This window comes from Guyparkeria sp. WRN-7, from assembly GCF_001641825.1.
Classification (GTDB): Bacteria; Pseudomonadota; Gammaproteobacteria; order Halothiobacillales; family Halothiobacillaceae; genus Guyparkeria.
In genome coordinates this window covers 1-25,223 of the sequence record NZ_LRFH01000002.1, presented here as the reverse complement: position 1 = coordinate 25,223, position 25,223 = coordinate 1, and the positions used below count along the sequence as shown (strand labels likewise).

27 protein-coding genes are annotated in these 25,223 nt (G+C 64.5%); 15 read left to right on the top strand and 12 right to left on the bottom strand.

Features of this window, described 5'->3' with window-relative positions; genetic code table 11:
- Nucleotides 1-151: 151 nt before the first annotated feature.
- The 5 genes from AWR35_RS00400 (at nucleotide 152) to AWR35_RS10835 (ending at nucleotide 4,728) form a co-directional block, all read left to right on the top strand.
- On the top strand, nucleotides 152-1,090 hold the full coding sequence (locus tag AWR35_RS00400) for a toprim domain-containing protein (protein ID WP_058573989.1): 939 nt from the start codon (nucleotides 152-154) through the stop codon (nucleotides 1,088-1,090).
- Nucleotides 1,091-1,239: 149 nt separating this feature from the next.
- Nucleotides 1,240-3,003 carry a DUF927 domain-containing protein gene (locus AWR35_RS00395; RefSeq protein WP_058573988.1) on the top strand — a complete coding sequence of 588 codons (1,764 nt, stop codon included), beginning with the start codon at nucleotides 1,240-1,242 and terminating at the stop codon, nucleotides 3,001-3,003.
- A 380-nt stretch (nucleotides 3,004-3,383) separates the two neighbouring features.
- Complete coding sequence (locus AWR35_RS00390) at nucleotides 3,384-3,635, top strand: hypothetical protein (protein ID WP_058573987.1); 252 nt, start codon at nucleotides 3,384-3,386, stop codon at nucleotides 3,633-3,635.
- Nucleotides 3,623-4,051: a terminase small subunit gene (locus AWR35_RS00385; RefSeq protein ID WP_082663807.1), complete on the top strand. Its 429-nt coding sequence runs from the start codon at nucleotides 3,623-3,625 to the stop codon at nucleotides 4,049-4,051. The genes AWR35_RS00390 and AWR35_RS00385 overlap by 13 nt, the downstream gene beginning before the upstream one ends.
- A gap of 392 nt (nucleotides 4,052-4,443) precedes the next feature.
- Entirely contained in the window at nucleotides 4,444-4,728 is a 285-nt protein-coding gene (locus tag AWR35_RS10835) for a zinc ribbon domain-containing protein (RefSeq protein ID WP_058573985.1), read from the top strand.
- Here the strand turns inward: AWR35_RS10835 and AWR35_RS00375 are convergent, their stop codons facing one another.
- Together AWR35_RS00375 and AWR35_RS00370 are read right to left on the bottom strand one after the other, a co-directional pair.
- Entirely contained in the window at nucleotides 4,729-5,187 is a 459-nt protein-coding gene (locus AWR35_RS00375; RefSeq protein ID WP_058573984.1) for a hypothetical protein, read from the bottom strand.
- 675 nt (nucleotides 5,188-5,862) lie between these two features.
- Nucleotides 5,863-6,276 carry a hypothetical protein gene (locus AWR35_RS00370; protein ID WP_058573983.1) on the bottom strand — a complete coding sequence of 138 codons (414 nt, stop codon included), beginning with the start codon at nucleotides 6,274-6,276 and terminating at the stop codon, nucleotides 5,863-5,865.
- Nucleotides 6,277-6,656: 380 nt separating this feature from the next.
- Here AWR35_RS00370 and AWR35_RS10690 point away from each other — a divergent pair, with 380 nt between their 5' ends.
- Nucleotides 6,657-7,457 (top strand): hypothetical protein, encoded by an 801-nt coding sequence (locus AWR35_RS10690; RefSeq protein ID WP_156413881.1) that lies wholly within the window; start codon nucleotides 6,657-6,659, stop codon nucleotides 7,455-7,457.
- A gap of 164 nt (nucleotides 7,458-7,621) precedes the next feature.
- On the opposite strand, the gene lnt is transcribed toward AWR35_RS10690, so the two are convergent.
- From lnt to miaB, 5 genes are all read right to left on the bottom strand, one after another.
- Nucleotides 7,622-9,178 (bottom strand): apolipoprotein N-acyltransferase, encoded by a 1,557-nt coding sequence (gene lnt / locus AWR35_RS00365; protein WP_058573982.1) that lies wholly within the window; start codon nucleotides 9,176-9,178, stop codon nucleotides 7,622-7,624.
- The gene (locus AWR35_RS00360; protein WP_058573981.1) at nucleotides 9,156-10,061 is read right to left on the bottom strand and encodes a transporter associated domain-containing protein; all 906 of its coding nucleotides are present in this window, start codon (nucleotides 10,059-10,061) and stop codon (nucleotides 9,156-9,158) included. Before AWR35_RS00360 ends, lnt begins: the two co-directional genes overlap by 23 nt.
- A gap of 93 nt (nucleotides 10,062-10,154) precedes the next feature.
- On the bottom strand, nucleotides 10,155-10,640 hold the full coding sequence (gene ybeY, locus AWR35_RS00355; RefSeq protein ID WP_058573980.1) for an rRNA maturation RNase YbeY: 486 nt from the start codon (nucleotides 10,638-10,640) through the stop codon (nucleotides 10,155-10,157).
- A complete protein-coding gene (locus tag AWR35_RS00350) occupies nucleotides 10,637-11,602 on the bottom strand; it encodes a PhoH family protein (protein ID WP_058573979.1) in 966 nt (321 codons plus the stop codon). Before AWR35_RS00350 ends, ybeY begins: the two co-directional genes overlap by 4 nt.
- Nucleotides 11,602-13,023, bottom strand: coding sequence for a tRNA (N6-isopentenyl adenosine(37)-C2)-methylthiotransferase MiaB (miaB, locus tag AWR35_RS00345; RefSeq protein WP_282096943.1), 1,422 nt, complete (start codon nucleotides 13,021-13,023; stop codon nucleotides 11,602-11,604). Before miaB ends, AWR35_RS00350 begins: the two co-directional genes overlap by 1 nt.
- Nucleotides 13,024-13,278: 255 nt before the next feature.
- On the opposite strand from miaB, the gene AWR35_RS00340 reads away from it, so the two are divergent.
- From AWR35_RS00340 to AWR35_RS00300, 9 genes are all read left to right on the top strand, one after another.
- Complete coding sequence (locus AWR35_RS00340; protein WP_058573978.1) at nucleotides 13,279-13,797, top strand: SUF system Fe-S cluster assembly regulator; 519 nt, start codon at nucleotides 13,279-13,281, stop codon at nucleotides 13,795-13,797.
- Nucleotides 13,798-13,872: 75 nt separating this feature from the next.
- Nucleotides 13,873-15,345 (top strand): Fe-S cluster assembly protein SufB, encoded by a 1,473-nt coding sequence (sufB, locus tag AWR35_RS00335; protein WP_058573977.1) that lies wholly within the window; start codon nucleotides 13,873-13,875, stop codon nucleotides 15,343-15,345.
- Between the two features lie 27 nt (nucleotides 15,346-15,372).
- A complete protein-coding gene (sufC, locus tag AWR35_RS00330; RefSeq protein ID WP_058573976.1) occupies nucleotides 15,373-16,128 on the top strand; it encodes a Fe-S cluster assembly ATPase SufC in 756 nt (251 codons plus the stop codon).
- Nucleotides 16,125-17,423: a Fe-S cluster assembly protein SufD gene (sufD, locus tag AWR35_RS00325; protein WP_058573975.1), complete on the top strand. Its 1,299-nt coding sequence runs from the start codon at nucleotides 16,125-16,127 to the stop codon at nucleotides 17,421-17,423. The genes sufC and sufD overlap by 4 nt, the downstream gene beginning before the upstream one ends.
- On the top strand, nucleotides 17,423-18,664 hold the full coding sequence (locus tag AWR35_RS00320) for a cysteine desulfurase (RefSeq protein WP_058573974.1): 1,242 nt from the start codon (nucleotides 17,423-17,425) through the stop codon (nucleotides 18,662-18,664). The genes sufD and AWR35_RS00320 overlap by 1 nt, the downstream gene beginning before the upstream one ends.
- Nucleotides 18,665-18,684: 20 nt before the next feature.
- Entirely contained in the window at nucleotides 18,685-19,230 is a 546-nt protein-coding gene (gene sufT, locus AWR35_RS00315) for a putative Fe-S cluster assembly protein SufT (RefSeq protein ID WP_156413880.1), read from the top strand.
- 61 nt (nucleotides 19,231-19,291) lie between these two features.
- Nucleotides 19,292-19,645, top strand: coding sequence for a non-heme iron oxygenase ferredoxin subunit (locus tag AWR35_RS00310; RefSeq protein WP_058573973.1), 354 nt, complete (start codon nucleotides 19,292-19,294; stop codon nucleotides 19,643-19,645).
- Between the two features lie 22 nt (nucleotides 19,646-19,667).
- Complete coding sequence (locus tag AWR35_RS00305; protein ID WP_082663804.1) at nucleotides 19,668-20,114, top strand: iron-sulfur cluster assembly accessory protein; 447 nt, start codon at nucleotides 19,668-19,670, stop codon at nucleotides 20,112-20,114.
- Between the two features lie 32 nt (nucleotides 20,115-20,146).
- Entirely contained in the window at nucleotides 20,147-20,578 is a 432-nt protein-coding gene (locus AWR35_RS00300; RefSeq protein WP_058573972.1) for a SufE family protein, read from the top strand.
- A 36-nt stretch (nucleotides 20,579-20,614) separates the two neighbouring features.
- Here AWR35_RS00300 and AWR35_RS00295 read toward each other — a convergent pair whose 3' ends face one another.
- The 5 genes from AWR35_RS00295 to AWR35_RS10825 all read right to left on the bottom strand — a co-directional run.
- Nucleotides 20,615-21,502 (bottom strand): LysR family transcriptional regulator, encoded by an 888-nt coding sequence (locus AWR35_RS00295; protein WP_058573971.1) that lies wholly within the window; start codon nucleotides 21,500-21,502, stop codon nucleotides 20,615-20,617.
- 151 nt (nucleotides 21,503-21,653) lie between these two features.
- Nucleotides 21,654-22,985, bottom strand: a complete 1,332-nt coding sequence (locus AWR35_RS00290) for a hypothetical protein (RefSeq protein ID WP_197408086.1) — start codon at nucleotides 22,983-22,985, stop codon at nucleotides 21,654-21,656.
- Between the two features lie 69 nt (nucleotides 22,986-23,054).
- The gene (locus tag AWR35_RS00285; RefSeq protein WP_058573970.1) at nucleotides 23,055-23,852 is read right to left on the bottom strand and encodes a hypothetical protein; all 798 of its coding nucleotides are present in this window, start codon (nucleotides 23,850-23,852) and stop codon (nucleotides 23,055-23,057) included.
- 25 nt (nucleotides 23,853-23,877) lie between these two features.
- The gene (locus AWR35_RS00280; protein ID WP_197408085.1) at nucleotides 23,878-24,621 is read right to left on the bottom strand and encodes a C39 family peptidase; all 744 of its coding nucleotides are present in this window, start codon (nucleotides 24,619-24,621) and stop codon (nucleotides 23,878-23,880) included.
- Nucleotides 24,622-24,734: 113 nt separating this feature from the next.
- Nucleotides 24,735-25,223: hypothetical protein (locus AWR35_RS10825; RefSeq protein ID WP_197408084.1), on the bottom strand; the 489-nt coding region annotated here is incomplete at its 5' end.

The window sequence follows — 25,223 nt, the reverse complement described above, 5'->3', positions numbered from 1 at the left end:
TTAACGTGCTGCACCCGGCCGGCCGTGTGTTTGAGCTGCGAGCCCGAGGCCACCGCATCGAAACGCTATGGCGCACAGAGCGCGACGCCGCCGGCAACCCCCACCACGTTGCCGAGTACGTCCTAATGCCTGGAGTTGCGGAGGTGAGCCAATGAACGCACAAACCCAGACAGACGAGAGACAGGCCACCACGCCGCCCGAGCTCGCCATGCTGGCGGCCATGCGGGAGGCAGAATTGCCCCCGGCGGAAGGTGCGGCCCTGGTTGCCGATGGCGATATGCGCCGATACCGGGTCGAGGGCGATAAACCCGGATCGAAAAACGGGTGGTACGTCCTGCACGCGGATCGAAACCCGGTCGGGGTGTTTGGTAGCTGGCGGACCGGGGCAAAACACACGTGGCACGCCGATGGCTGGCAATCGCTGAGCGAGACCGAGAAGGCAGGGCAGCGGGCACGCATTGCAACCGCCAAGGCCCAAGCCGCTGCCGACCGGGCAAACCGCCATGCCATGGCCGCCAAGCGAGCCGCCAGCCTGTGGGCGGGATCGGTCCCGGCCGATGCGGCCCACCCCTACGCTGCCCGAAAGCGGATCGAGCCGATGGGTGCCCGCCAGCAAGGCGGCCGCCTGGTGTTACCGATCCGCCGCCTATCCGATTGGTCCCTGGCATCCCTTCAGTTCATTGATGAGCAGGGCGGAAAGCGCATGTTGTCCGGCGGGGCAAAGCGCGGCCACGCAATCCCTGTGCATGCACCCGAGCACCCGGACCGGCTGACCGTCTGCGAAGGGTGGGCAACCGGCTGCACGCTGGCGGGCATGTCACCGGGCGACCTGGTGTTAGCCGCTATCGACGCCGGCAACCTGGAGCCCGTGGCGCTGGCCGCCCGTGACCGTTGGCCCGACCTGCCGTTGGTGGTTGCCTGCGACAACGACCGCAAAGACCCAGGCCACAACCCCGGCATGGCCGCCGGTCGAGCCGCCGCGATCAATGCTGGCGGTCGGGTTATCTGGCCGGATTTCCCGCCGGGCGCGCCGCTGGAGCTTTCCGACTTCAACGACCTGATGGGCTACCGCCAAGGGGGTGGCGCATGACCGATGCTCCCGAAAATCGCCCGGACCCCTTGCAAAATGGGTGGTACAGGTGGGACACGTGGTACAAGCCCGCCAGCATGCGGCCTGAGCCTGTACCACCGGCCATTTCCGGAGGTGGTACAGGTGGTACAGACGAAACCGCCCCCGAGTTGCCCGAGCCGGTCGCGCCGACTGAGGCACCGCCGCCCGAAACACCCGAGCCGCCGGAACCGAAGCGCCCGAGCTTTGCGGTTTACAACGACTGGACCGCCTTGGGCCGGCCCGGCCTGTACTACCACGGCATGCGTGGCGGCAAGGGAGACAAGCCGCCGGAGCCCTTCGACCTGTGGGTGTGCTCGCCAATCCACGTCGAGGCGATCACCGCCAGTCCCCAGGGCGATAGCTTCGGCCGGCTATTGCGATTCGTGAACCCGGACGGCCAATGGCGAGAGTGGGCAATGCCCATGCGCCTACTGAACGCCGGGGGCGACGAGATGCGCGCCGAATTGCTCGACCTTGGGGTAAGGATCAACCCGGAGGCCCGAGCACGCCTTAACGCCTGGTTGATGCAGTCGAGCCCGAGGCGACGAGTCACCGCCGCCACCCGCACCGGCTGGCATGGCCCCGAGCTGTTCATCATGCCCCGGCAGACGATTGGCGAGGGCGACGTGATCTATCAGAGCGAGCACCCGGCCGCCGATCAGTTCACGGCCGGCGGCAATCTGTCGGGCTGGCGGGAGGAATTGGCCGGGCTGGCAGTCGGCAACCCCGTGTTGGTGTTTGCCGTGTCGGTCGGGTTCGCCGGCCCCCTGTTTGAGCGCGTGGCCTCACACACCGGCCACGGGTTCCACCTGGTGGGTGACAGTTCGAGCGGCAAGACCACCGGCCTGCACGCGGCCGCCAGCGTATGGGGTGGCCCCGAGTTTGTCCGCACCTGGCGAGCCACCGGCAACGGCCTGGAGGGTATCGCCGCCGCACTCAATGACACGCTGTTATGCCTCGACGAGATCAGCGAGGCGGACAACCGGGAGATCGGCGGCACTGTCTACGCCTTAGGCAACGGAGTGGGCAAGACACGCGCCGCCCGAACGGGAGCGGCACGGCATGCCTACCGCTGGCGGGTAGCGATGCTGAGCACCGGGGAGCGCTCCTTGGCCGCCCACATGGCCGAAGGTGGCCACCGGCAAAAGGCCGGGCAATCGGTCCGGTTGCTCGACATTCCCGCCAGCCGTGCCCATGGAGTGTTCGACGAGCTGCACGGGCACGAGGGTGGCCGGTCGCTGGCGGACGCAATCAAGCGCGCCGCCGGTCGGCACTACGGACACGCCGGCCCCGAGTTCGTCCGCCGGTTGATCGACGACCCCAGGGACATGGGTGGGGAGCTGGAGCGCGCCCTAGCCCTGCCCTGCTTTGCTGGCCGCGACGGCCTGGAGGGTCGAGCCGCCAAAGGGTTTGCGCTGGCCGGTATCGCCGGGGAGCTGGCGACCGAGTACGGGGTGACCGGATGGCCCGAGGGTGAGGCCATGCAGGCGGCCGCCGATCTGTTCGCCGTGTGGGCTAGCGCCAAGGGCGAAGGTGTGACCGAGGATCGGCAGGTGTGCGACGCCGTGGCGGCCTTTATCGACGCGCACGCCGATACCCGGTTTACCGACCTGGAGACCGAGGCGAAGGTGACAACCCACGCCGGCCGCGCCGGCTGGTGGCGGGAAATCCACGGGGTACGCGAGTACCTGTTTACCTCGACCGGCCTTCGCGCCGCCTGCCCTGGCTTCGACACCACACGGATTGCCCAGGCATTGGACGCTGCCGGATGGCTTTCCGACAAGGAATCGGGCCACGGCAAGCGATCAAAGCAGGTCCGCACATCGGAGGGGAAAAAGCGGCTGTACGTTGTCCGGCTTCCCGACGAGGGAGACGACCATGGGGCTGGGTAACGTGCTCGACCGCCTGGCCACCGGCCAGCCTGTACCACCTGTACCACCTGAGAAAAAGGCAGGTGGTACACCTGAAACCGCGCCACGGCGGGGCTGTACCCCATGCACCACCTGTACCACCACAAACAACAGGGGTCCGGGTCAAAATCAGAAACCCGAGTCATTGGCCGGCAAACAGAACGCGGAGGCATGGCTGGGCCTTGGGGTGCCTCCCCTGCCCCTGGTCCATTGCCTCGACTGTCGGCACTTCGAGCGGATCGCACCCCGTGCCCGTGTCGGGCGATGCCTAGCGGGCGAGCCGCCCCCGACCTGCGGCTTCATGTTCGACACGGACCGCCGCGCCTGCGAGAGCTGGCGGCCTGTGACTGTGGAGGCCACCCATGACCGAGCATGAACGCGAGATCACCCACCGTCTGGTCGAGTTGAACCGAGCCCGCGCCCTGATGGAGTGCCACGCCCGGCAGGCCGTCGAGATGATGCCGCGCCCCGATGCCGACGCCGCCGACCGATGCGCCCGGCACATGGTTATGGCGATGGCTTACCGCCAGCGGTATGACGAGACTGTAGCGGCTGTGCGGGCCGTCCTGCGACGTGGCGACAATGGCGACAAGGGGGAAGCATGCGACGCCTGACCGAGAGACAACGCCGATTTGTGGAAGCCTACGCCGCCAGCGGCAACGCAACCCACGCCGCCCGAGCCGCCGGGTACAAGCACCCCGAGCCCCAGGGCAGCCGGTTGTTGAGAAATGTTGAGGTTGCCCGCGCCCTGCGGGATCTGGCGGACCGAGAGCGGAGCGCCGCCGTGATCGACCGAGAGCAGCGGCAAGCCTGGTGGTCGGCAATCGTGCGCGGGGAGATCACCGGCCCGGATGGAGAGCCGCCAGCAATACGCGACCGGCTGAAAGCATCGGAGCTGTTGGGCAAAGCACAAGGCGACTTTGTGGAGCGCCGGGAGATCACCGGGGCCGTCGATCCCATCCGAGTGGTGTGGGAAGCGGAACCGCCGGCCCGGATCGAGCTGGTGGCACCTAGCGAGCGTGACGAGTGACGACCACGGCCCGGCCGCATTTGTAGGGATATGTAGGGCGATCCGCCCCGCGTGGCTGACTTCCCGACTGTCTGCCTGGTGCATCGCCGTCCTGGCGAAACGGATCACCTCGACCATAGCAAAACGTCGCGGGTCCCTGTAAGGGCTGCCGATCACACGGGTAGCGCGGAGCGCGGTTCTCGACAGTTTTTCGGCCTGCGTTGGGGGTGGTGGTTCTGGTGTGTCGCGGTCGGGGCAATGGGTCCTTCGGAGCCTGGCCGGACCGATGGGTGACACGGGCGCACTGAATTGCACTTGTGCCCGTGGTTTCGATTCGCGTTTGTTGTTTATCCCCGTCACTGGCTGATGGGTCTATGGTGGGGTCGGAAGCCCACCTAAAAGGAGAGCACGATATGGCGATGATGGAATGCCCGGAGTGCGGCAAGGAAGTATCAGACAAGGCGGCGGCCTGCCCAAATTGCGGAGCACCAATAGCAGCGCCGCCGCCGAAAGCAGCACGCCCCGGCAGAGAGCCGGACGGGGTGAGTAGGTCCACGCGTTCGGGCGGGGCGTGGGAAGCCATCGGTTTTCTGTTAATCGTCGCGGGGATGCTTATCGGGATGGCCGGTAATGGCGGACTCGGGTGGGCGCTTGGTTTGAGCGGCTTTGTGGTGTTCCTGGTGGGGCGCTTCAAATAGTTAGCTGTCCGGCTGTATTAATGCGCCGATGATTGCGACTAGGCCACCAATAATCATGACGATCCACCCCCATTCCAAAGATGCGGACTCCGAGATCGCCAAGGCGAAGCCGCCAAACGGGTTGCCTTCAAGGTCTTGCGCCAATTGTGCCTGTAGCTCGTCGATTCTCGTGACAGCGTTGTAAAGCCCGAAGGCCATTACGCCGAGGCCCGCCACGCTACTTGCGATGACAAATCCGCGAGCGCGGAGAAGAGCGAATAGGGCGACACCAAGGGCCGCAAATAGCACGAACACGCCGTCACCATCGCCCCCTTTCACATAGGTCATTTCCATCGCCCCAAGGCTCAACACGGGAAGGAATGCCCCGAGAGCCATCATGCTGGCACCGAATAGCGCGACTGCAACGTTGGTGTTGGTGAAAGGCTTTTCACCCTTCGAGGGATTTCCTGAGGCTGCCATGGGGTGCTCCTTGCGTTGGGCCAAATCCGTCTGAACAAGAGACTAGTCGTTCGTTGGGGTGGATTGCTACGGAGGGGTGGCCTTCATCCCCAGAGCCGCGAGAAGCGTAGTCCGCGTGCCCCGGCTTGTTCACACCGGGGCGAAAATAAAAATTCGGAGCCCATCATGCCGAGAGCGCCCAAAGCCCATTCCCCAATCACCGTCCGCGCACCACGGCACAGGCCAAGGCAGGACACGGATCGGCAGAAGCGCCGGGCACTGCCCACCAATAGCGCGGCATGGCGGAAGCTGCGAGCGGCATTCCTACGGGAGCACCCGCTGTGCATGGATTGCGAGAAGCGCGGTCGAGTGACGCCGGCAAGCGTGGTTGACCATATCGACGGCAACGCCCACAACAACGAACCGGGCAACCTGGCTGCCCTGTGCGCGTCCTGTCATTCCCGCAAGACCGCCCGGCAGGATGGAGGGTTCGGCAACCCGAGGGCATAGGGGGTGCCGAAATCGTCAGGGCGCACGATGGCGCGACACGCGGCCATTGGAGTTTTCACACATCCCCAAAACTTTGGCCACGGGTTCGAGCCCACCGCTGGCGGATAGGTTGCGCCCTGCAACGAGAAAACCCCGCGCCGGGTGTGTTCGGGCGGGGCTGTGTCGGTTCCACCTGTGGGGGAATGCCTAGGGCTTTTTCCGGCTTTCCGCTTCCTGCCCACTGGCGACGTACTCAAAGAGCACATAGGCCGCGCCGGTAGCCTGGCCGGCGAGTGTGGCCGCGCTGGTGATCGTGGTCGCCACCTGGTCGCGTTCCGTGATTTCGTCAGCCAGCCACGAGGCATAGCCCGAAACCGTCCGGGGTGGCGCTTCCTGTTCCCGTTGCGTGGAGGCTTCGCCAGCCACCCGGACAACCGCCGGTATCGAGCGCGTGAGATCATCGGCCGCGAATATCAGAGCCTTGAGGATGGCGCGGGCCGTCTCTTGCGAGAGATCACCCACCCACTTCTTTGCCCCGAAGTCATACCGGACGCTTTCAGCGTGCGCGACAAGCTGCGGAATGTCCGCCGGAGTCGGGGCGAGCTTTTCCCAGGCCATCATGCTTCACCCCCTACCCGGCTGGCGGCTGTGTTGAGTTGGCCGGACTGTGCGTGGCCCGCTGCTGTCAGTGCCTTGGCTGTCATGTCAGATTGTCCCCTTGTGGTTTGTTTGCAACCGGCGGCAAAGGTGGGGACCAAAGTGGGGACCAATATGGTTCGCATTGTCCGCAACCGCGTTGCGCTGAGGTCTGCGGCTATTTTTACGATGGCACCCATAGCCACCAGCATTATCAAAGGCTTAGGTCGTTCCTGTGAACACCTAGGCCTTTTTTATTGCTAGTCGGTAGGGCGACGGAAATGTGCCGAGCCATCTTCCACGCCTCACGCTAGGAAGATTAGCGCTCCCTAGCGATCAGGTGTCGAATAAACGCGCCTAGCAAGATGAACCGTAGTCTGCGTCATTGGGTTCATGTAGAGTCAGGCTATTCTTCTTCCAACCCCAGCCTCCAAATGCCAATCAAGAGCCTACCGGAATCCGCCAAACAGCTTATTGATCGCGTCTTCGCGCCGTGCGACCCGCCTGCGTTGAACGAGGAAGAGCGTCAGTCTGAATTGAGCGGCCAAATTCCGGAATCGCACTTCAACTCTTCAGGCATGAACAGAGACGATTTTGAGCAGATCCTAGACCTTATTTCTGATCAAACATCGGTCCGGACGCGTGCATATCACCGAATTGTGGTGTCGGTAGCGGTAACGATCATAATGCTCTGGTTTTGGAAGGTTCCCATCGATGAAATTAGAGTTTTAGGAGTCACCGGCGCTGAGACACATATTCCCAATGTGTTGGTATCAATCAATGCGTTTTTACTTCTAACTTTGTTTCTATACCTTGTCTCGGCATGGATCGATCATGGCGTTTCAAAAGCCAAAACGCAGTATGCTTCGGAGAGGCTAGCGCGAGCGGCATATCACTTAAGCTTCATTAAAGACAATATCGCTTGTGGCAACAAAATCCATCCAAATGGATTTTCAAACATATCACGCGTCCCGGGATCCGCTTTGCCTGAGTCTCATGTTCGGGACCGCCTAATGAGCGTCGAAAGATCATTAATAGCAGTTAACCTACTCCACAGAAGGAATAAATATCACCGCTTTTGGAAAATAGCCGATCCGATACTGACTACACTGCTAGTTATGATCGCTGGATATGTTTTAATTCGGTTGCTTATTGTCGCGGCGTGAGATTTTATAAATCAGACGCATGAGGCCCTATTCCTTTCTAAGGATAGGATAAGGCGATCCTCGTCGATATTTTATTTGAATAAATATGCCCTGAACCGGACAAAATTTCTCTTAAGGCGAAGTTTTTCGACATTTCCCTGAAGAGTTCGGCGGTCTTTTCCTAGTCAGGTGCTTTGATCCGCCTGCCGTCGCCGGGCAAACCAGCCGGTCAGGAGCAATACGACGAGCATTGCCCCAAGGGCCGGCCAAGCGCCCCAGCGTGCCAGCGGCGTCGCCCCCGAGCGTGGCGTGATGTCCGCCACCAGCGTGCCGCGCTCCCCGGTGCCCAGCATGGCTTCGACCCGGCCACGGGCATCGATCACCGCCGAGATGCCGGTATTGGTGGCACGGATCATCGGCCGACGGAATTCGATCGCCCTGGCCCTCGCCATCTGCAGATGCTGATGGGGCGAGAAGCTCTCGCCGAACCACGAATCATTGGACACGGTCACCAACATGCCCGCCTCGGGCATCGAGGCGCGGATATCGCGCGAGAAATCCGCCTCGAAGCAGATCGACGCCCCCAGCATCACGCCATCGATAACCAGCGGTGGTTGATCGGGACGCCCTGGGCTGAGATCCGACATGGGCACCTCGAACAGCCACGGCATGCGTTCGATCAGCCACCGCAACGGGAAATATTCACCGAATGGCACCAGGTGGCGCTTACGGTAGATACCGAGCGAGCTGGGCACGCCGATCAGGGCGTTGTAGTACCGCCCGGCGTCGTCGCGGGTGAACGTCCCCACCAGCATGGCGAAATCGCGCTCGCCGGCGAGCTGCTCCAGCGACTCACGCACGGCCGGCACGCTGTCGATCGGCCGCGGGATGGCCGTTTCCGGCCACACCACCAGATCCACCTCCGGCATCGCCAAGGTCAGTTCACGGTAGATACTGATCGTCTTGCGAAAGAATGCCGGATCGAACTTCTGCATCTGTGCGACGTTGCCCTGCGCCAACCCCACCTTGAGCGACTCGCCGCTCGGCTGACTCCAGGGAAGCTCACGCAACGTCAGGGACAATAACGGAACGGCCACCAGTGCGCCCGCGGGCAACAACCAGCGACGCCACGACATCGGCCCGGACATCAGCACCCGGCCAAGATGCCAAACAAGCACCGCCATCAGCAGTAGCAACGCGGTGACGCCGTATTCGCCCAGCAACGGCAGCCAGCCGACCAATGGCCCGTCGACCTGGCTGATACCCAGATTCAGCCACGGGAAACCACCAAACAGCCACGCCCGCAATCCCTCGACCAGCACCCAGCTGGCGACGAAACTGACCGCCCAGAGTCCACGGCCTCCGTTCCCGGCCACTTTCGCGGTGAGCCATGCCGCACCGGCCGGATAGAACGCCAGGCCGATGACGAACAGCGCGGTCACCAGCGCCGCCAACGGGCCGACGATGCCGCCGAACAGGGTGAAGCTTTCGTAGACCCAGCTTACGCCCAGGCCGAACTGACCCAGACCGAACCACCAGCCGAGCCGGAAGGCCCTTCCAGGCGCACGGCGATGGATGAGGGAAAACAGGATGGCCGGGGCGAGGATGGCCGCCGGCCAGAAGGCGAAGGGCGCAAAGGCCAGCACCAGAGTGGCACCGGCCAGGAGTGCGGTCAGGCTACCGCGCCAACCGGAAAACCATGAGAGAACGCGGCCGGTTTCAGCCCGGTTCGCTGGCGGCACCGTCGGTCTCCTCGCTTGGTTCGAAATCAAGCTTCGTGACCAGAAGCAAGTGCAATCGGCGGCGGTCGGCGCCCAGCACCTTGAATTCGTAATCCCCCAACCGGGCGACTTCTCCGCGCCGCGGCAGGTGGCCAAGCGTGTTCGAGACCAGCCCTCCGATGGTGTCGTACTCGTCGTCCGAGAACTCCGTATCGAATGCCTCGTTGAACTCGCTGATCGGCGTGAGCGCGCGGACCGTATGCCGACGCGGTGCCTGCTGGCGGATGTTGACGCGTTCCTCCACATCGAATTCGTCGTCGATGTCGCCAACGATCTCCTCGAGTACGTCCTCGATGGTCACCAGACCGGCCACGCCGCCGAACTCGTCGAGCACGATCGCCATGTGAGTGCGGGTGAGACGGAATTCGGCCAGCAGCGCATCCAGTCGCTTGCTTTCCGGCACGAACATCGGCGTGCGCACCAGTGCGAGCAGGTCGAAATCGGGATTCTCACCCCCCGTCTCCTGGGAGCTGGCATAGAAACGCAGCAATTCCTTGACCAGGAGAATGCCGATCACCTCGTCGCGGTTGCTGCGGATGACCGGATAACGCGAGTGTCCCGACTCGATCGCGGCCGAGAGGAGTTCCGGCAGCGTGGTGCCCTCCTCGATCACGTCCATCTGACCGCGCGGGACCATCACGTCACGCACACGCAGGTCGTGGAAATCCAGCACCGAGTCGATCAGCCCGCCGGTGGACAGCGGAAACACCTCGGACTCGGTCGCCTGGCGTACCAGCGACTTCATCTGCTCGACGGAGTGAATTTGGCAGGGGCAGAAACGATGTTTCAGGCGCTGCCACCAGGACTGGCGTGCCGAGTCCGGACTGGGAGGTTCGTCTTCCATGGGTCTCTTTACAGGGAGTGAGAAAAGAAAGGTTGAATCAATCAGATAGGCCGCGCATTCGATGTGGTGTCGAAGTGGCCGGTCTTCAAGAGATCAGGCGTAGGGATTAGGGTAGCCCAACGATTCGAGCGCGCGGATCTCGATCGATTCCATCTGCTCCGCCTCGCTGGGGGTGAGGTGATCATAGCCCAACAGGTGCAAAATCCCATGCACCACCATATGGGCGTGGTGCGCACGCCGACTCTTCCCCTGCTCTGCCACCTCGCGCTCGACCACCACCGGGCAGATCACAAGGTCGCCGAGATACGGTTGTGACGAGCCGGGCAGCACCTCGATCTGTGCGGGATCCTCGCTCGCCGGGAATGACAGCACGTTGGTCGGCCGGTCCTTGCCGCGGAACTGCGCATTCAGGCGGCGACTCTCCTCGGCCTCCACATAGCGGATGGTCACCTCACCTCCTTCCGGGCCATCGGCGAGCTCGGCAAGCGTGCGCGCCATCCACGATTCGAGGCTGTGACGCGACGGGCAGCGCTGCTCGCATGCCCGCTGCCGATCAATCACCACCGGCGGCGTGGTCAATCCGCCCCGCCCCGGCGCTCGTAGGCGTCGATGATGCGCTTGACCAGCGGGTGGCGGACCACGTCACGGCTCTGGAAGAAGGTGAACTGCACCCCGTCGACATCGCTGAGCATGTCGATGGCATGGCGCAGCCCCGAGGTCACCCCCTTCGGCAGGTCCACCTGCGTGATGTCGCCGGTGACCACGGCCGAAGTGCCGAAGCCGATCCGGGTGAGGAACATCTTCATCTGCTCGATGCTGGTGTTCTGCGCCTCGTCGAGAATGACGAACGACTCGTTGAGCGTTCGCCCACGCATGAAGGCCAGCGGCGCGACCTCGATCACGTTGCGCTCGATCAGGCGATTGACCTTGTCGAAGCCCATCATCTCGTAGAGGGCGTCGTACATCGGCCGCAGGTAGGGGTCGATCTTCTGCGCCAGATCACCGGGCAGGAAGCCGAGTTTCTCTCCCGCCTCGACGGCCGGGCGGACCAGTACGATCCGCTGCACCTGACCGCGCTCGAAAGCGTCAATCGCGCTGGCCACGGCGAGATAGGTCTTGCCGGTACCGGCCGGGCCGATACCGAAATTCAGGTCCGCCTCGCGGATCGCCTTGAGGTAGGTCACCTGGCGATTACCGCGGCCACGAACGATCCCGCGCAGCGTCTTGATCATCACCTCGTCGCCCGGCGGAGGCGGCGCCTCCTCCATGCCGGCCTCCTGCATACCGAGATTGACCCGCTCCGGATCAATGATCTGGGTCTCGCTCAACTTGTACAGGTCGGCCAGCAGGGTTTCGGCCTGAGAGGCGATCGCGGCCGGGCCGATCACGGCGAACAGGTTGCCGCGGTGGTTGATCTCCACCCCCAGCCGGCGCTCGATCATGCGCAGGTGCTCGTCGAAGGTGCCCGCGAGGTTGGCCAGCCGCTCGTTGTCGGCCGGCTCCAGGGCGAATTCGAGGCGTTCGGCGTTCGCTTCGGTCATCAGGCGGCCACCAGGTTGCGGGCCTTCGCCCGCTCGCGATCGGTCGGATGAATATCGACGAACTCACCGCGCAGCGAGTTCGGATTGACCTGGGTGATCTCCAGATCGACGAACAGGCCGATCAGCCCCGGGCGACCACGGAAGATCACGCTGCGGTTGTTCTCGGTCTTGCCCATCAGCTCGTTGGGGTCCTTCTTCGACGGCCCCTGTACCAGCACGGTCTGGGTGGTGCCGAGCATGGACTGGGAGATCTCCTGCTCGAACTCGTTGATACGCGACTGCAGGCGCTTGAGGCGGGCCTTCTTGACCTCCTCGGGCTGGTCGTCCGGCAGGTTGGAGGCCGGCGTGCCCGGTCGCGCGCTGTAGATGAACGAGAACGAATGGTCGAATCCGATGTCCTCGATCAGCTTCATGGTCTGTTCGAAGTCGTGATCGGTCTCGCCGGGGAAGCCGACGATGAAATCCGAGGAGATCGAGATGCCCGGGCGCGCCTCGCGCAGCTTGCGGATCTTCGACTTGTATTCCATCGCCATGTGCCCGCGCTTCATCAGTGCCAGCACCCGGTCCGAGCCGGACTGGACCGGCAGGTGCAGGAAGCTCGCGAGCTCCGGCACGTTGCGGTACGCCTCGATCAGACGGTCGGTGAATTCGACCGGGTGCGAGGTGGTGAAGCGGATGCGGTCGATACCGTCGATCTGCGCGATCACCTCGATCAGCAATGCGAGATCGGCCGTCTGGCCGTCGTGCATCGGGCCCTGGTAGGCATTGACGTTCTGACCCAGCAGGTTGACCTCACGCACGCCCTGCTCGGCCAGGTCCGCCACCTCGGCGACCACGTCGTCGAACGGTCGCGAGATCTCCTCGCCGCGGGTGTAGGGCACCACGCAGAAGGTGCAGTACTTCGAGCAGCCTTCCATGATCGAGACGAAAGCGACCGGCCCTTCGGCACGCGGATCCGGCAGGTTGTCGAACTTCTCGATCTCGGGGAACGAGATGTCGACCACCGGCTTACGCTCGGCCTCGACCACCGCGACCATCTCCGGCAGGCGATGCAGCGTCTGCGGACCGAAGACGATGTCGACGAACGGGGCGCGCTCACGCAGGGCCTCGCCTTCCTGACTGGCGACGCAGCCACCCACGCCGATGATCAGCTCCGGGTTCTTGTCCTTGAGCGGACGCCACTGGCCCAGCTGGGAAAACACCTTCTCCTGCGCCTTCTCGCGGATCGAGCAGGTGTTGAGCAGGATCACGTCGGCATCGGCCGGATCGCTGACCGGATGGAAGCCGCGCGACACCCCGAGCACGTCGGCCATCTTGGCCGAGTCGTACTCGTTCATCTGGCAGCCCCAGGTCTTGATATAGAGCCGCTTGCCGGCGCCATCGGTGGGCACGGATGTCTTGGGGGTGGCTGTCGTCGTCACGTGAACGAAATCCTCGTCATTCCGGCTTACGAAAAAGGGAGCGAAAGATAGCAGAAAACGCCGGCAAATCGAAGCGGGGACAAGGGCTTAAGCGGCTTTTCCCGGGAATTTTCCGCTCGGGACACCGGTCAAACGGATGTTGCTTGAAAAAATCGTACCGGTTTAGTACTTTTAAGCGCATTCCTTCGGTGTCCGGGCGCCCTTCTCGAATCGGTGCCGGATCCGGGTAACGGACCGCTATCCGCGGAGGCAGGCATGTTGAAGATCAGCCGACTGAGCGACTACGCCATCGTGCTCCTGACGGCGCTGGCCGGGGATCCGCGTGACGAGCCCAGCGCACAGCGGGCCAACGCCCGGGCGCTGGCCAAGCGTACCGGCATCAACATGCCCACGGTCGGCAAGCTGCTCAAGCTGCTGAACGGCGAAGGCATCGTGCAATCGCGCCAGGGGCGCAGCGGTGGCTATTTCCTCGCCCGCCCGGCCGCAGAAATCACCCTGGCCGAGATCATCGAGGCGATCGACGGCCCGATCGCGATGACCGATTGCTTCCGCCCGGACCATGACTGCGCCATGCAAGGCGACTGCGCGGTGCGACCGCACTGGGAGGCGATCAACCGTGGGGTGCACGCCCTGCTCGATGCCACCACGCTGGCCGAAATGACCCAGCCGGTGAGCACGGACACGCCGGCCACCCAGGTGCCGGTTTGGTACGAACGCGCTCGCAGCGGCGAGGTCACGGACGCCGGCAAGCGCGCTCGCAAAGCGACTTCCTGAACGGACTCGACACGAACATCCGCCCGCCGGCCGCCCCGCCGTCGGGCCATCAGCCTTCGACCAGGTGACAACGACATGACCGAAACACAGGAACTCGAACAGCTCGTCAAGCGCGAGTACAAGTACGGTTTCACCACCGACATCGAGCAGGAGATCATCCCGCCGGGTCTCGACGAGGACGTGATCCGCATGATCTCGGCCAAGAAGAACGAGCCGGAATTCATGCTCGAGTGGCGTCTGTCGGCTTTCCGCCAGTGGCAGAAGATGGCCGAGCCGGAGTGGGCGCACGTCCACTACCCGAAGATCGACTATCAGGCGCTCTCCTACTATGCCGCGCCCAAGACCCAGGAAGAGCTCGACGCCGAGGCGCCGGAGTCGCTCGACGAGGTCGACCCGAAGCTGCTCGAAACCTACGAGAAGCTCGGCATCCCGCTGCACGAGCGTGCCGCGCTGGCCGGCGTCAAGGGCGCGAACGTCGCGGTCGATGCGGTGTTCGATTCCGTCTCGGTGACCACCACCTTCAAGGAGAAGCTCGCCGAAGCGGGCGTGATCTTCTGCTCGTTCTCCGAGGCAGTCGAGAACCACCCGGAGCTGGTGCAGAAGTATCTGGGCACCGTCGTGCCGCAGGGCGACAACTTCTTCGCCGCACTGAACTCGGCGGTGTTCTCCGACGGATCGTTCGTCTACGTGCCCAAGGGCGTGACCTGCCCGATGGAGCTGTCGACCTACTTCCGCATCAACGCAAAGAACACCGGCCAGTTCGAGCGCACGCTGATCATCGCCGAGGAAGGCGCCTCGGTCAGCTACCTCGAGGGCTGCACCGCGCCGCAGCGCGACGAGAACCAGCTGCACGCGGCTGTGGTCGAGCTGGTCGCGCTCGACGATGCCGAGATCAAGTACTCCACCGTCCAGAACTGGTATCCCGGTGACGAGGAAGGCCGTGGCGGCATCTACAACTTCGTCACCAAGCGTGGCGAGTGTCGCGGCGACCGTTCCAAGATCACCTGGACCCAGGTCGAGGCCGGCTCGGCGATCACCTGGAAGTACCCCAGCTGCGTGCTCAAGGGCGACGACTCGGTCGGCGAGTTCTACTCGGTGGCCGTGGGCAACAACTTCCAGCAGATCGATTCGGGCACCAAGATGGTCCACCTGGGCAGCCGTACCCGCTCGACCATCGTCTCCAAGGGTATTTCGGCCGGGCGCGCCGAGAACGCCTATCGCGGCCTGGTGCACATCGGCAAGACCGCGCGTGACGCCCGCAACTTCACCCAATGCGACTCGCTCTTGATCGGCGATCGCTGCGGCGCGCACACCTTCCCCTACATCGAGGCGAAGAACAGCACCGCCCAGGTCGAACACGAGGCAACCACCTCGAAGGTCAGCGACGACCAGATGTTCTACCTGCGCTCGCGCGGGCTGTCCGAGGAAGACGCCATGAACATGGTCGTCAACGGCTTCTGCAAGGAAGTCTTCAACGAACTGCCGATGGAATTCGCCGTCGAGGCACAGGCCCTGCTGGCCGTGTCGCTCGAAGGCTCCGTGGGCTAACCGAACAGATACCAGAGGCTTTTCATCATGGCACTACTCGAAATCAAGAATCTGCACGCGGAAATCGACGGCAAGGAGATCCTCAAGGGTATCGACCTGTCGATCAACGCCGGCGAAGTCCACGCGATCATGGGCCCGAACGGCTCGGGCAAGAGCACGCTCTGCCACGTCCTCGGCGGTCGCGACGGCTACGAGGTCACCAAGGGCTCGATCACCTTCGACGGCCACGACCTGCTGGAAATGGAAACCGAGGAGCGCGCCATTGCCGGCCTGCTGCTGGGCTTCCAGCACCCGGTCGAGATTCCGGGCGTCAAGAACATCTACCTGCTCAAGGAAGCGCTGAACGCGAAGCGCGAAGCGCAGGGCCTCGACGAGATCGACACCTTCAGCTTCATGAAGCAGGTACGCGAGCTGGTCGCGAGCATGGACATGGACGATGCGTTCCTGCACCGCGGCGTCAATGCCGGTTTTTCCGGTGGCGAGAAGAAGCGCAACGAGATCCTGCAGATGCTGCTGCTCGAGCCGAAGCTTGCCCTGCTCGACGAGACCGATTCCGGCCTGGATATCGACGCACTCAAGGTGGTCTCCGACGGCATCAACCGCATGCGCGGCGAGGAGCGCGGCATCATCCTGGTGACGCACTACCAGCGCCTGCTGAACTACGTCGAGCCGGACTTCGTCCACGTCCTCTACAAGGGCAAGATCATCAAGTCCGGTGACAAGAGCCTCGCGCACCGCCTGGAGGCCGAGGGCTACCAGGAGATCCTCGAGGAGGCATCATGAAGCGAACCGGTCTTCCCGATTGGCTGAGCGACGCCCTGCCCGAGCAGGCAGCGGCCCCGAACGAGATCGCGCAGGCCGCCCGCAGCCAGGTCGAGAGCATCGGCCTGCCGGGCCTGCGTGACGAGGAGTGGCGCTGGACCAACCTGCGCGCCATCCAGCGCGGGCGGTTCAACGCCCCGTCGGGCGTCGGCGCCGACATTGAGCCGGGCACGCGCCTGCCGCTCGACAATCCCGTACGGCTGCGATTCGTCGACGGCGTGTTCCAGGGCGTGCCCGACGACGTCCCCGAAGGCGTCACCCTCACCGCGTTGGCGGATGCCGACGAGACGACCCGCGCGGCGGCCTTCTCGCCGAAGCCGGCGCCGAGTGTCGACAACCCCAACGACGCGCTGGTCACCTTGAACACCGCGATGGCCCGCGAAGGCGTGGTTGTCGACGTCGCGGCGAATACCGTGGTCGAGCGTCCGATCGTGATCGAGTGGCTCGACGGAGCGACCGAGTCGGTCATGAGCCACCCGCGCGTACTGGTGCGCCTGGGCCAGAGCGCGGCCGCCACGCTGCTCGAGCACATCGAGACCGTTGGCGAGCAACCGGCCTGGCGCAACAGCGTGATCGTCTCGACGATTGCCGCCAACGCCGCGCTGACGCACATCGCACTCGGCCTCGATGGCGAGTCGCGCCTGACCACGGCGCGCACGTTCGCCGAGCTCGATCGCGACGCGCGCTACCACAGCTACAATATCCAGCTGGGCGGTCGCATGATCCGGCGCGAGTACGACATCCACGTCGGCGGCTCCGGCGCGCATACCGACCTGATCGGCCTGATGATGCCGCGCGGCAAGCAACTGCTGGATACCCACACGCGGATCACGCACGCGGCCGCCGACACCACCAGCAACGAGCACTACCGCACCATCGCGGATGATGCCGGGCGGGGCGTGTTCAAGGGACGCATCCTGATCGAGGAGGACGCGCAGCGCATCGAGGCGTACCAGTCGAGCAACAACCTGCTGCTCTCCGACAACGCCGAGATCGACGCCAAGCCGGAACTCGAGATCTACGCCGACGACGTCAGCTGCTCGCACGGGGCGACCATCGGCCGTCTCGACCAGGAGGCACTGTTCTACCTGCGCACCCGCGGCGTGCCGCTGGCCGAGGCGCGTGGCCTGCTGATCGCCGGCTTCGCCCAGGAGGTCATCGACGAGCTGCCGCTGACCGATCTGCGCGACTGGCTGACAGGCCAGGTCGAACAGCGCCTCGGCGAGCGCAGCCTGCCCGCCGATTCGGACGCGTAATGGCCGGCGACGGTCACAACCAGCCGTTCTCGGTCGAGACGATCCGGGCACAGTTCCCGGCCCTCGACCAGGAGGTACACGGAAAGCCGCTGGTCTACCTCGACAATGCGGCCACCACGCAGAAACCGCGGGTGGTGATCGACACCATCCGCGAGTTCTACGAGCGGGATAACGCCAACATCCATCGCGGCGTGCATACGCTGTCGGCCCGGGCCAGCGAGCGCTTCGAGAACGCTCGTGCCCGCGTGGCGCAATCACTGGGTGCCGACAACGAGCGCGAGATCGTGTTCGTCCGTGGCGTGACCGAAGCGATCAACCTGCTGGCCCACTCGCTGTCGAACGACTGGCAGGCCGGTGACGAGGTGATCCTCAGCGAGCTCGAGCATCACGCGAATATCGTGCCGTGGCTGATGCTGGGCGAGCGCAAGGGACTGACCATCCGCACCATCCCGGTCAACGATCGCGGCGAGCTCGAGATCGACGCCCTGCCCGGCTTGATCACCGACCGGACGCGCCTGATGGCGGTCAACCACGTCTCCAACGCGCTCGGGACCATCAACCCGGTCGCCCGCATTGCCGAGATCGCCCACGAACGGGACATACCGGTAATGGTCGACGGCGCACAGGGGCTGCCGCACGGCCCGGTCGACGTCCAGGCGCTCGGCTGCGACTTCTACGCCTGCTCCAGCCACAAGGTGTTCGGGCCTAGCGGTGTCGGGGCGCTTTACGCTCGCGGCGACTGGTTCGACCGTCTGCCGCCGTTCATGGGCGGCGGTGACATGATCGAGGAAGTGCGCTTCGATGGCGTGCGCTTCGCCCCGCCACCGTCCAAGTTCGAGGCCGGCACGCCCAATATCGAGGGCGCGATCGGCTTCGGCGCGGCGCTGGAATGGGCCGACGGCCTCGACTGGCTGGCGATCGAACGTCACGAGGCCGCCCTGCTCGAGCGCATGACCGAGGGGCTGGGCGAGATCCCCGGCCTGCGGATCGTCGGCCAGGCCGCGCACAAGGTGCCGGTCGTGTCGTTCCTGATCGACGACGCGCACCCGCACGACGTCGGCACGCTGCTGGATTCCATGGGCATCGCGGTGCGCACCGGGCATCACTGCGCCATGCCCCTGATGCGCTGCTTCGAGGCACCCGCGGGCACCGCCCGCGCCTCGGCGGCGTTCTACAACACACTCGACGAGATCGACCAGTTCGTCGCCGCGGTCAGCCGCGTGCGCGACATGCTCGTCTGACCAAGCCGGGAGAACGTATCGTGGAACCGATGGAACGCATCCGACTCAGCCGCGACGTGGTCTGCACCATGGTGCCTTCGGGGCAGAAGGTGCTCGCCTCGAAGGACACCCCCGTCGAGCTGATGCAGGCCCTGGGCGGCAGTTTCACCATCAAGGCACGCGGTCACCTGCTGCGGGTCGAGGGCAAGGATGCCGACGCACTGGGCAAGGAACCGCCCCCGCAGCCGGAACTGCCGGAGAACGCCTCCGACGAGGAAGTCGAGAAGATGGTCTGGGACCAGCTGCGCGGCGTGTTCGACCCGGAGATCCCGATCAACATCGTCGATCTCGGCCTGGTGTACAAGGTCAAGGTCGAATCGCTGCCGGTCGCCGGTCGACGCGTCGAGGTCGACATGACGCTCACCGCGCCCGGCTGCGGCATGGGCGGGGTAATCGCCTCGGATGCCCACCAGCGCATCATGGAGATCCCGACCATCGAGGAAGCCGCGGTGGAGCTGGTCTTCGACCCGCCCTGGAGCAAGGAGATGATGTCCGAGGAGGCACAACTGGCGACAGGCATGTTCTGATCGACCGGCCCTGCCCTGACCGACACCCGCTAAACGTAAGCACGAAGAGACAGACACGACGATGACCGACACCGCCAATCAGCCGATCGACGACAACTGGATTCGGGTCTGCGAACAGCGCGAACTGGCACCGGGCGAACGTCGCGTGGTCGAGGGACCGGAGGTCGACATCCTGGTCGTCAACGCCGATGGCGTGATCCTGGCAGTGGCCGACGAGTGCAGCCACCAGGAGCTGCCGATCTCCGAGGGGCCACTGGACGGCGACATCCTCACCTGCCCCTGGCACAACGCCGAGTTCTGCCTGCGCGACGGCGAGCCGCTGTCCGCCCCGGCCTACGAACCCATCGACTGTTACGATGTCCGAGTCGAGAACGACACCATTTACGTTGCCAGCACGCCCCGCGAGGCCGGCTGACAACCACGCTGGAGGAAGGCCCATGACCGCCGAGGTACACAGCGCCCAACCGGCAGAAGAGACCACCACGACCGTCGATCCGGCCCACATCGAGGCTGCGCGCGAGCGCGCCGCCGCCCTGCCGGCCGAACAGCGCCTTTCGGCCACCGAGGCCGCCCGCCGGCACCTGACCAAGGCGTTCGAGGGCGATGAATCCGCGCTCGGCCTGCGACTGGGCATCAAGAAGTCCGGCTGCTCGGGCTTCGCCTACGTCATGGACGTCGCCCGCTCGGTCGAGGACGACGACCTGTGGTTCGACTGCGGTGACGGCATCGCGGTGATCACCGACGAGGAGAGCTTTAAGGCCCTGCACGGCTCGACGCTCGACTACGTGGTCGAGGGCCTGACCCGCATGCTCCACGTCGACAATCCCAACGTCGAGGACAGCTGCGGCTGCGGCGAGAGTTTCACCGTGCGCGACGAGGCCTGAGCCCGACGCGCGCTGCATTCCGGAGGATATCCATGACCGACAAGGCGCCCAGCATCGACGCCGAGATCACCGCACTGAAGGACGAGTTCGCCTTTCTCGGCGACTGGACCGAGCGCTATCAGTACATCATGGACATGGGCAAGCAGATGCCCACCTTCCCGCCCGAGAAGCAGGACGAGGAGCACAAGTTCCACGGCTGCCAGTCGCAAGTGTGGTTCGACTATGCCTGGGACGGTGATCGTCTCAAGCTGATCGGCACCAGCGACGCGATGATCGTCAATGGACTGATCGCCCTGCTCTTCCGCGTCTACTCGGATCGCACCGCCGAGGAAATCCTGGCGACCGACAGCGGCTTCATCGACGAGCTGGGCCTGTCGGCGCACCTCTCGGCCAACCGGGCGACCGGTCTCTCGAACATGATCGAGAAGATCCGGACCGTTGCCGCCGAACACGCGGCAGCCTGAACAGCGCCGGATCCCCGACGTTCAATCCCCCGGCGCTCAATCCCCTCGCGCCGATTCCACCAGTGCCTCCATCATGCACTGGTGAGCGGGGCTTGCCATCAGCTCGCGCTGACGGAACAGCATCATGGCCGTTTCCGGACAAAGCCCGTCATCGACCGGTAGCACGACCAGGTCCGGTTCCTCGCGCACCTGATGCTCCGGCAACCAGCCGAACCCGAGCCCCGAGCGCATCAATTCGACCGCCGTGTGCATGTGATCCACGGTGACCCGCTGCGCCGCGCCCAGCCAGCCGGCATTCGTACTGCCCTCCGGGTGCGAATCCCGCAACACCACCTGGCGGTACTGGCGCAGCTGCGCATCGGACATCAGTTCGCCTTCCGGCAACCCCCCGGCGATGTCGACCAGCGGGTGATCGGGCCCGGCGCAGGGGACGAAGCGCACCCGTCCCACCTGGGTCCCGGTGTGGTCGCCGACCGGTTCCAGCCCTAGATAGACCCCCACCTCGCCATCACGGAACAGCGCGGGGCCACCACCCAGCACGGTCTCGAACAGCTCGATGCGGGTGTGCGGATATTCCCGAGAAAAACGCTCCATCGCGTGAATCAGGCGGTCGTGGGGAAAAACCTGGTCCACGGCGATTCGGAGCACCGAGGCGCCCGTGGCGCGAAACTGGTCGATCACACCCTGCACCCCTTCCAGCTCCCGTATCAGCGGGCGCATGTGCTCGAGCAGGATCGCACCCGCCTCGGTCAGACGAATGCGACGGGCACGGGTCTCGACCAGGGTGACTCCGATGCGGCGTTCGAGCTGCTTGATGGCGTGGCTGATCGTCGACGGCGTGCGGTGAAGCCGCTCCGAGGCCGGTTTGAGCCCGCCGAGCTCGATTACCGTCTCCAGCCAGTGCCAGGTGCGAAAGTCATCCATCGTTCGCGATCCGAGTGGGGGAATAAGGACTATACCCACCCAAGGTGCGACCTTGCCATCCTCCCGGCCACTCGAATGGCAAACGCAAAAAAATCCCCGCTGCCGGGGATGCATCGGCAGCGGGGTAACACCGCAGGAGCAATCGGCGGGATCAGAGTGCGTAGGGAACTCGCACGCCGATCGTGAAGTCGGGCGCATCAGGCGTCAGCCCGACACCGAGGCTGGTGACCAGCGTCGCCTTGGGGCCGAGCGCGTAGGTCAGGCCAAGACTGAGGGTGGCCGAATTGGCATCGCTGCCGATGAGGTCGACCCAGTCCTCGCCGTCGTAACGGGTACGCGCCTGGCCGTTGATCTGCTGCGAATACGACATGGAGAGGCTGGCCTTGTCGTTGAGGGCGAAGGCAAGCCCCAGGCCCCAGTTCCACGCATCGCCCAGCTCGACATCGCCCGGATTGACGGTATCCGGGTCGTTGTTGAGGTCGTCGAAGCTGCGCGAAAAGTAGTGGGTGTAGCCGAGGTTGGCGAACAGCAGGGCCGGGTCGAGCGTCTTGACCGCCGATACCGAGGCCCCCGCGCCCCACAGGCCATTGCCGGTCGCCTGCTCCTCGGGGATGGCGAATCGTACGAAGGCGTTGCCGTCGGCGTCCTCGCCGGTCTCGATCACCCGCCAGTCGATCCCATAGGGCTCACGACCGGTCGGAGCGATCACGCTACCGGTGAGCACGACGTCGGGCCGGGTGGCCGTTTCGGGCAGCAACCGGTAACTGAGATTGAACGTGGTGTCGCCGATGGCGATATCGCTGCTCTGGTCCACTTCGGCGAACGCGGCCGCCGACCCGCCAGCACCACCCTTCTGGTAAGTGGTGTAGCGCTGGATGAACGGCGCCGAGACGCCGACGTTCCAGCGCGGCGTCAGGCCGTAACGCGCCGCCAGCGTGTACTTGAAGGTGTCGCTGGCGACGTTGTCGACCGCGATATTGCCGAGGAAGATCGCATCCAGGGCAAGAAAGCCGTTGAGCGTCAGTTGGGTACGGTCATAACGGCTGTATTCGAATCCGGCCTCGAGGACAAACGGTCGGTCGAAGGCCACGTGTTCCTGTTGCAGGAAGTCGTCGACGCTCCGCCTTGTGGCCTGCCGCTTGTCCTCCTCGCTGGGTGCATCGGTGCGGGTCTCTCCCTCGGTCGCGGCCGCCGCACCGAGGGGCGTCCGGGCCTGGAGATCCCCCTCGGGCTCCACCCCTGCTTCCGAGAGACGGGTCTGAACCGCCATCAGTCGCGCATCCAGTTCGCGCAACCGTCGCACCTCGTTGACGTATCGCTGTTTCAGGGCCTCGAGCTCGCTGCGCATCTGCTCGACGTTGTCGGCCTCGTTGGCTGCCCAGCCGGTCGAGAGCGGCACCATCGTCAGCCCCAGTGCCAATACCGAGAGGCTTGCCGGTACCAGAGCCCCTCGGCCGATCATCCGCTTGACGCGATCATCCATGGTCACACTCCTTGGGTGTTACCCCCTGGTTGCCCTTCGAGGCGCCGCCAATCCGCAGGCGGCGCTAGATCAGATGCCGCCGCGAAGTGAGGCCAGTGCCTGGCCCACCTGCCGCTGCAGTCGTTCCCGATCGTTCATCGCGGTGGGATCGATGCCCACCATCAGCCGCAACTGGTTGTTGACCACCTGGTGGTTTCCCGCCAGCTGGATCAATTGACTGGCTGCACCCGCCTGAAAGCCCTGAAAAACCTGCGAATTGCCCAGGCGCATGCTTACGCCTGCCTGCTGGCCACTGCCGGTCAGCCCGGAAGCCACGACTGCGCCGTTCTGGCTGATCTCGACCCGATAGCCGCCCTCGCCGCCTGATTGACCGCGGGATTGCGGGTCGACGTGGACCTCGAACGCATTGGTCGCACGGTTGTCGTTGCCGGCCACCTGGATCTGTTGACGAACGCCGTGCGAATCGACCTCGCTGCCGCCGGCGACATGGTGCTCGCCGCTCTGGTTGATCGTCGGCTCACCCTCGATCGCCACGGTCGGCTCGAAGGTCACCTGCGGCAGTTGCTGGCTGCGGTCGATACCCACGGTCAGACCGGCAGTCATCGCACCGCCCGTCGTCTTCCAGTGGGAGACCATCTCGACGCCGAAATACATCACGCGGCTGTCGCCGGTGACGAAACGACCCCGCATCTTCGCGAGTTCCGGGTCGCTCAGCGACACGATGGCCGGGTTCGCCGCAGCGACCGCACTACTGAACAGCAGCAGCCCGCAGGCAACGCCGACTGCCACACCACCGACCACCAGCACCCGGGTCGGGAAACCGGGATCGATCGGTTCTTTCTCAAAGACATTGAATGGATGTTTCATGGCGTATTCCTCGGTAGGCCGCGGATCAGAACAGATCCGCATGCTTGAATCCGAAATCCAGCAGCTCGCTCGTCGGCACCTCGCCGGAGCGGCGATGCAGTTCTCCACTGCTGGGAACATTCGTACGGTCCAGCAACACCGTGCGCCGGTCGAAACCCGGTCCGATCACGGCAAACACGGTGCGTGATGGCCAGCTGTCGATGAATGCCTGGCGCGTGTAACGCCGATTGCCCAGGGCCGGATCCGCCACATGCACGTAGGTCTCGTCGACGGTCTTGAGCACCACGAAGTGCTGGTAACCGTTGATGTCCATCAGGACGATCGTCGGGACATTGATCCGCCCGAGCCGGGACAGGTCGATCTCGTAGCCGCGGCCGCGATAGCCAAGCCGGGCGAGGTAATGCTTCATTTCCAGGAGGGAAAAGCCGCGGGTGCGCACCAACTCCGGATCGGACACGCCCCACATGCCAGCCAGCACCGTCGCCTCGTCGAGGCGCAGGCCATAGGCGTAGCGCAACAGCGTCGCCAGGGCGGCCGCCCCGCAGGAGAAGTCGAACTGCTGGCGCACCACGTTTCGGTAGCGGCGCTCGAGCATGCTTTCCACCGGCTTGTCGATCACCTGCCCGTGCGGCAACACGCCGGCGAAACGCACGTTGGCCGCGGCGGCACTGCCGGTTCCTGCCAACCCGAACCCGAGCAGCAGACCGGCAACCAGGGCCATCCGCCTTGTTCCCGTCTTCTCGTTGTTCAAGATGCTTGCCGGTTTCACGAACAAACCCTCCTGTCGACGCCGTCCGTCTTTCCGGGTGACGCGGGGTTGCCGGCCACGTCACCGGGAAAGACGGGGCGGAATACCGCCCCGTCGACCGATCCGGAGATCGGTTATTCGCTTCCGCCGCTGCTGCCACCGGCGCAGGTGACGCAGGCCACGGCCATCGACAGGCTGTTGCTCTGCAGGTTGCCGGTGCCGGCCGCGACGTTCACGCCGATGTTGCCGGAGGCGTTGGAGAACGCGCTGCCGAGCAGCGAGGCATCATTGGTCGCGTTGACCACGACGTAGCGCGTGGTGCCGACTTCGCCACTCATGACGCTGGAGAGTCCGACCGAGCCATACTCGTAGAAGCCGAGCGAGCCGCTCTCCTCACCCTCGTAGGTCATGTCGTGGGTGCCGAAGGCCAGCGCACCCCCGTCCTGGTTCAGGTCGGAACCGCCCTGGGTTGCGGTATCCAGGTCGAAGTGACCGACCGGCTCCCCACCCTCGGGATGCGGCTCGCTGATTTCACCCAGCTCGTTGCTCCAGGTATCCGGATAGACGTTGCCGATCTGGTCCATCTCGCCGTCGATCGAGCCGCTGGCGTAGCCACTGTAGCC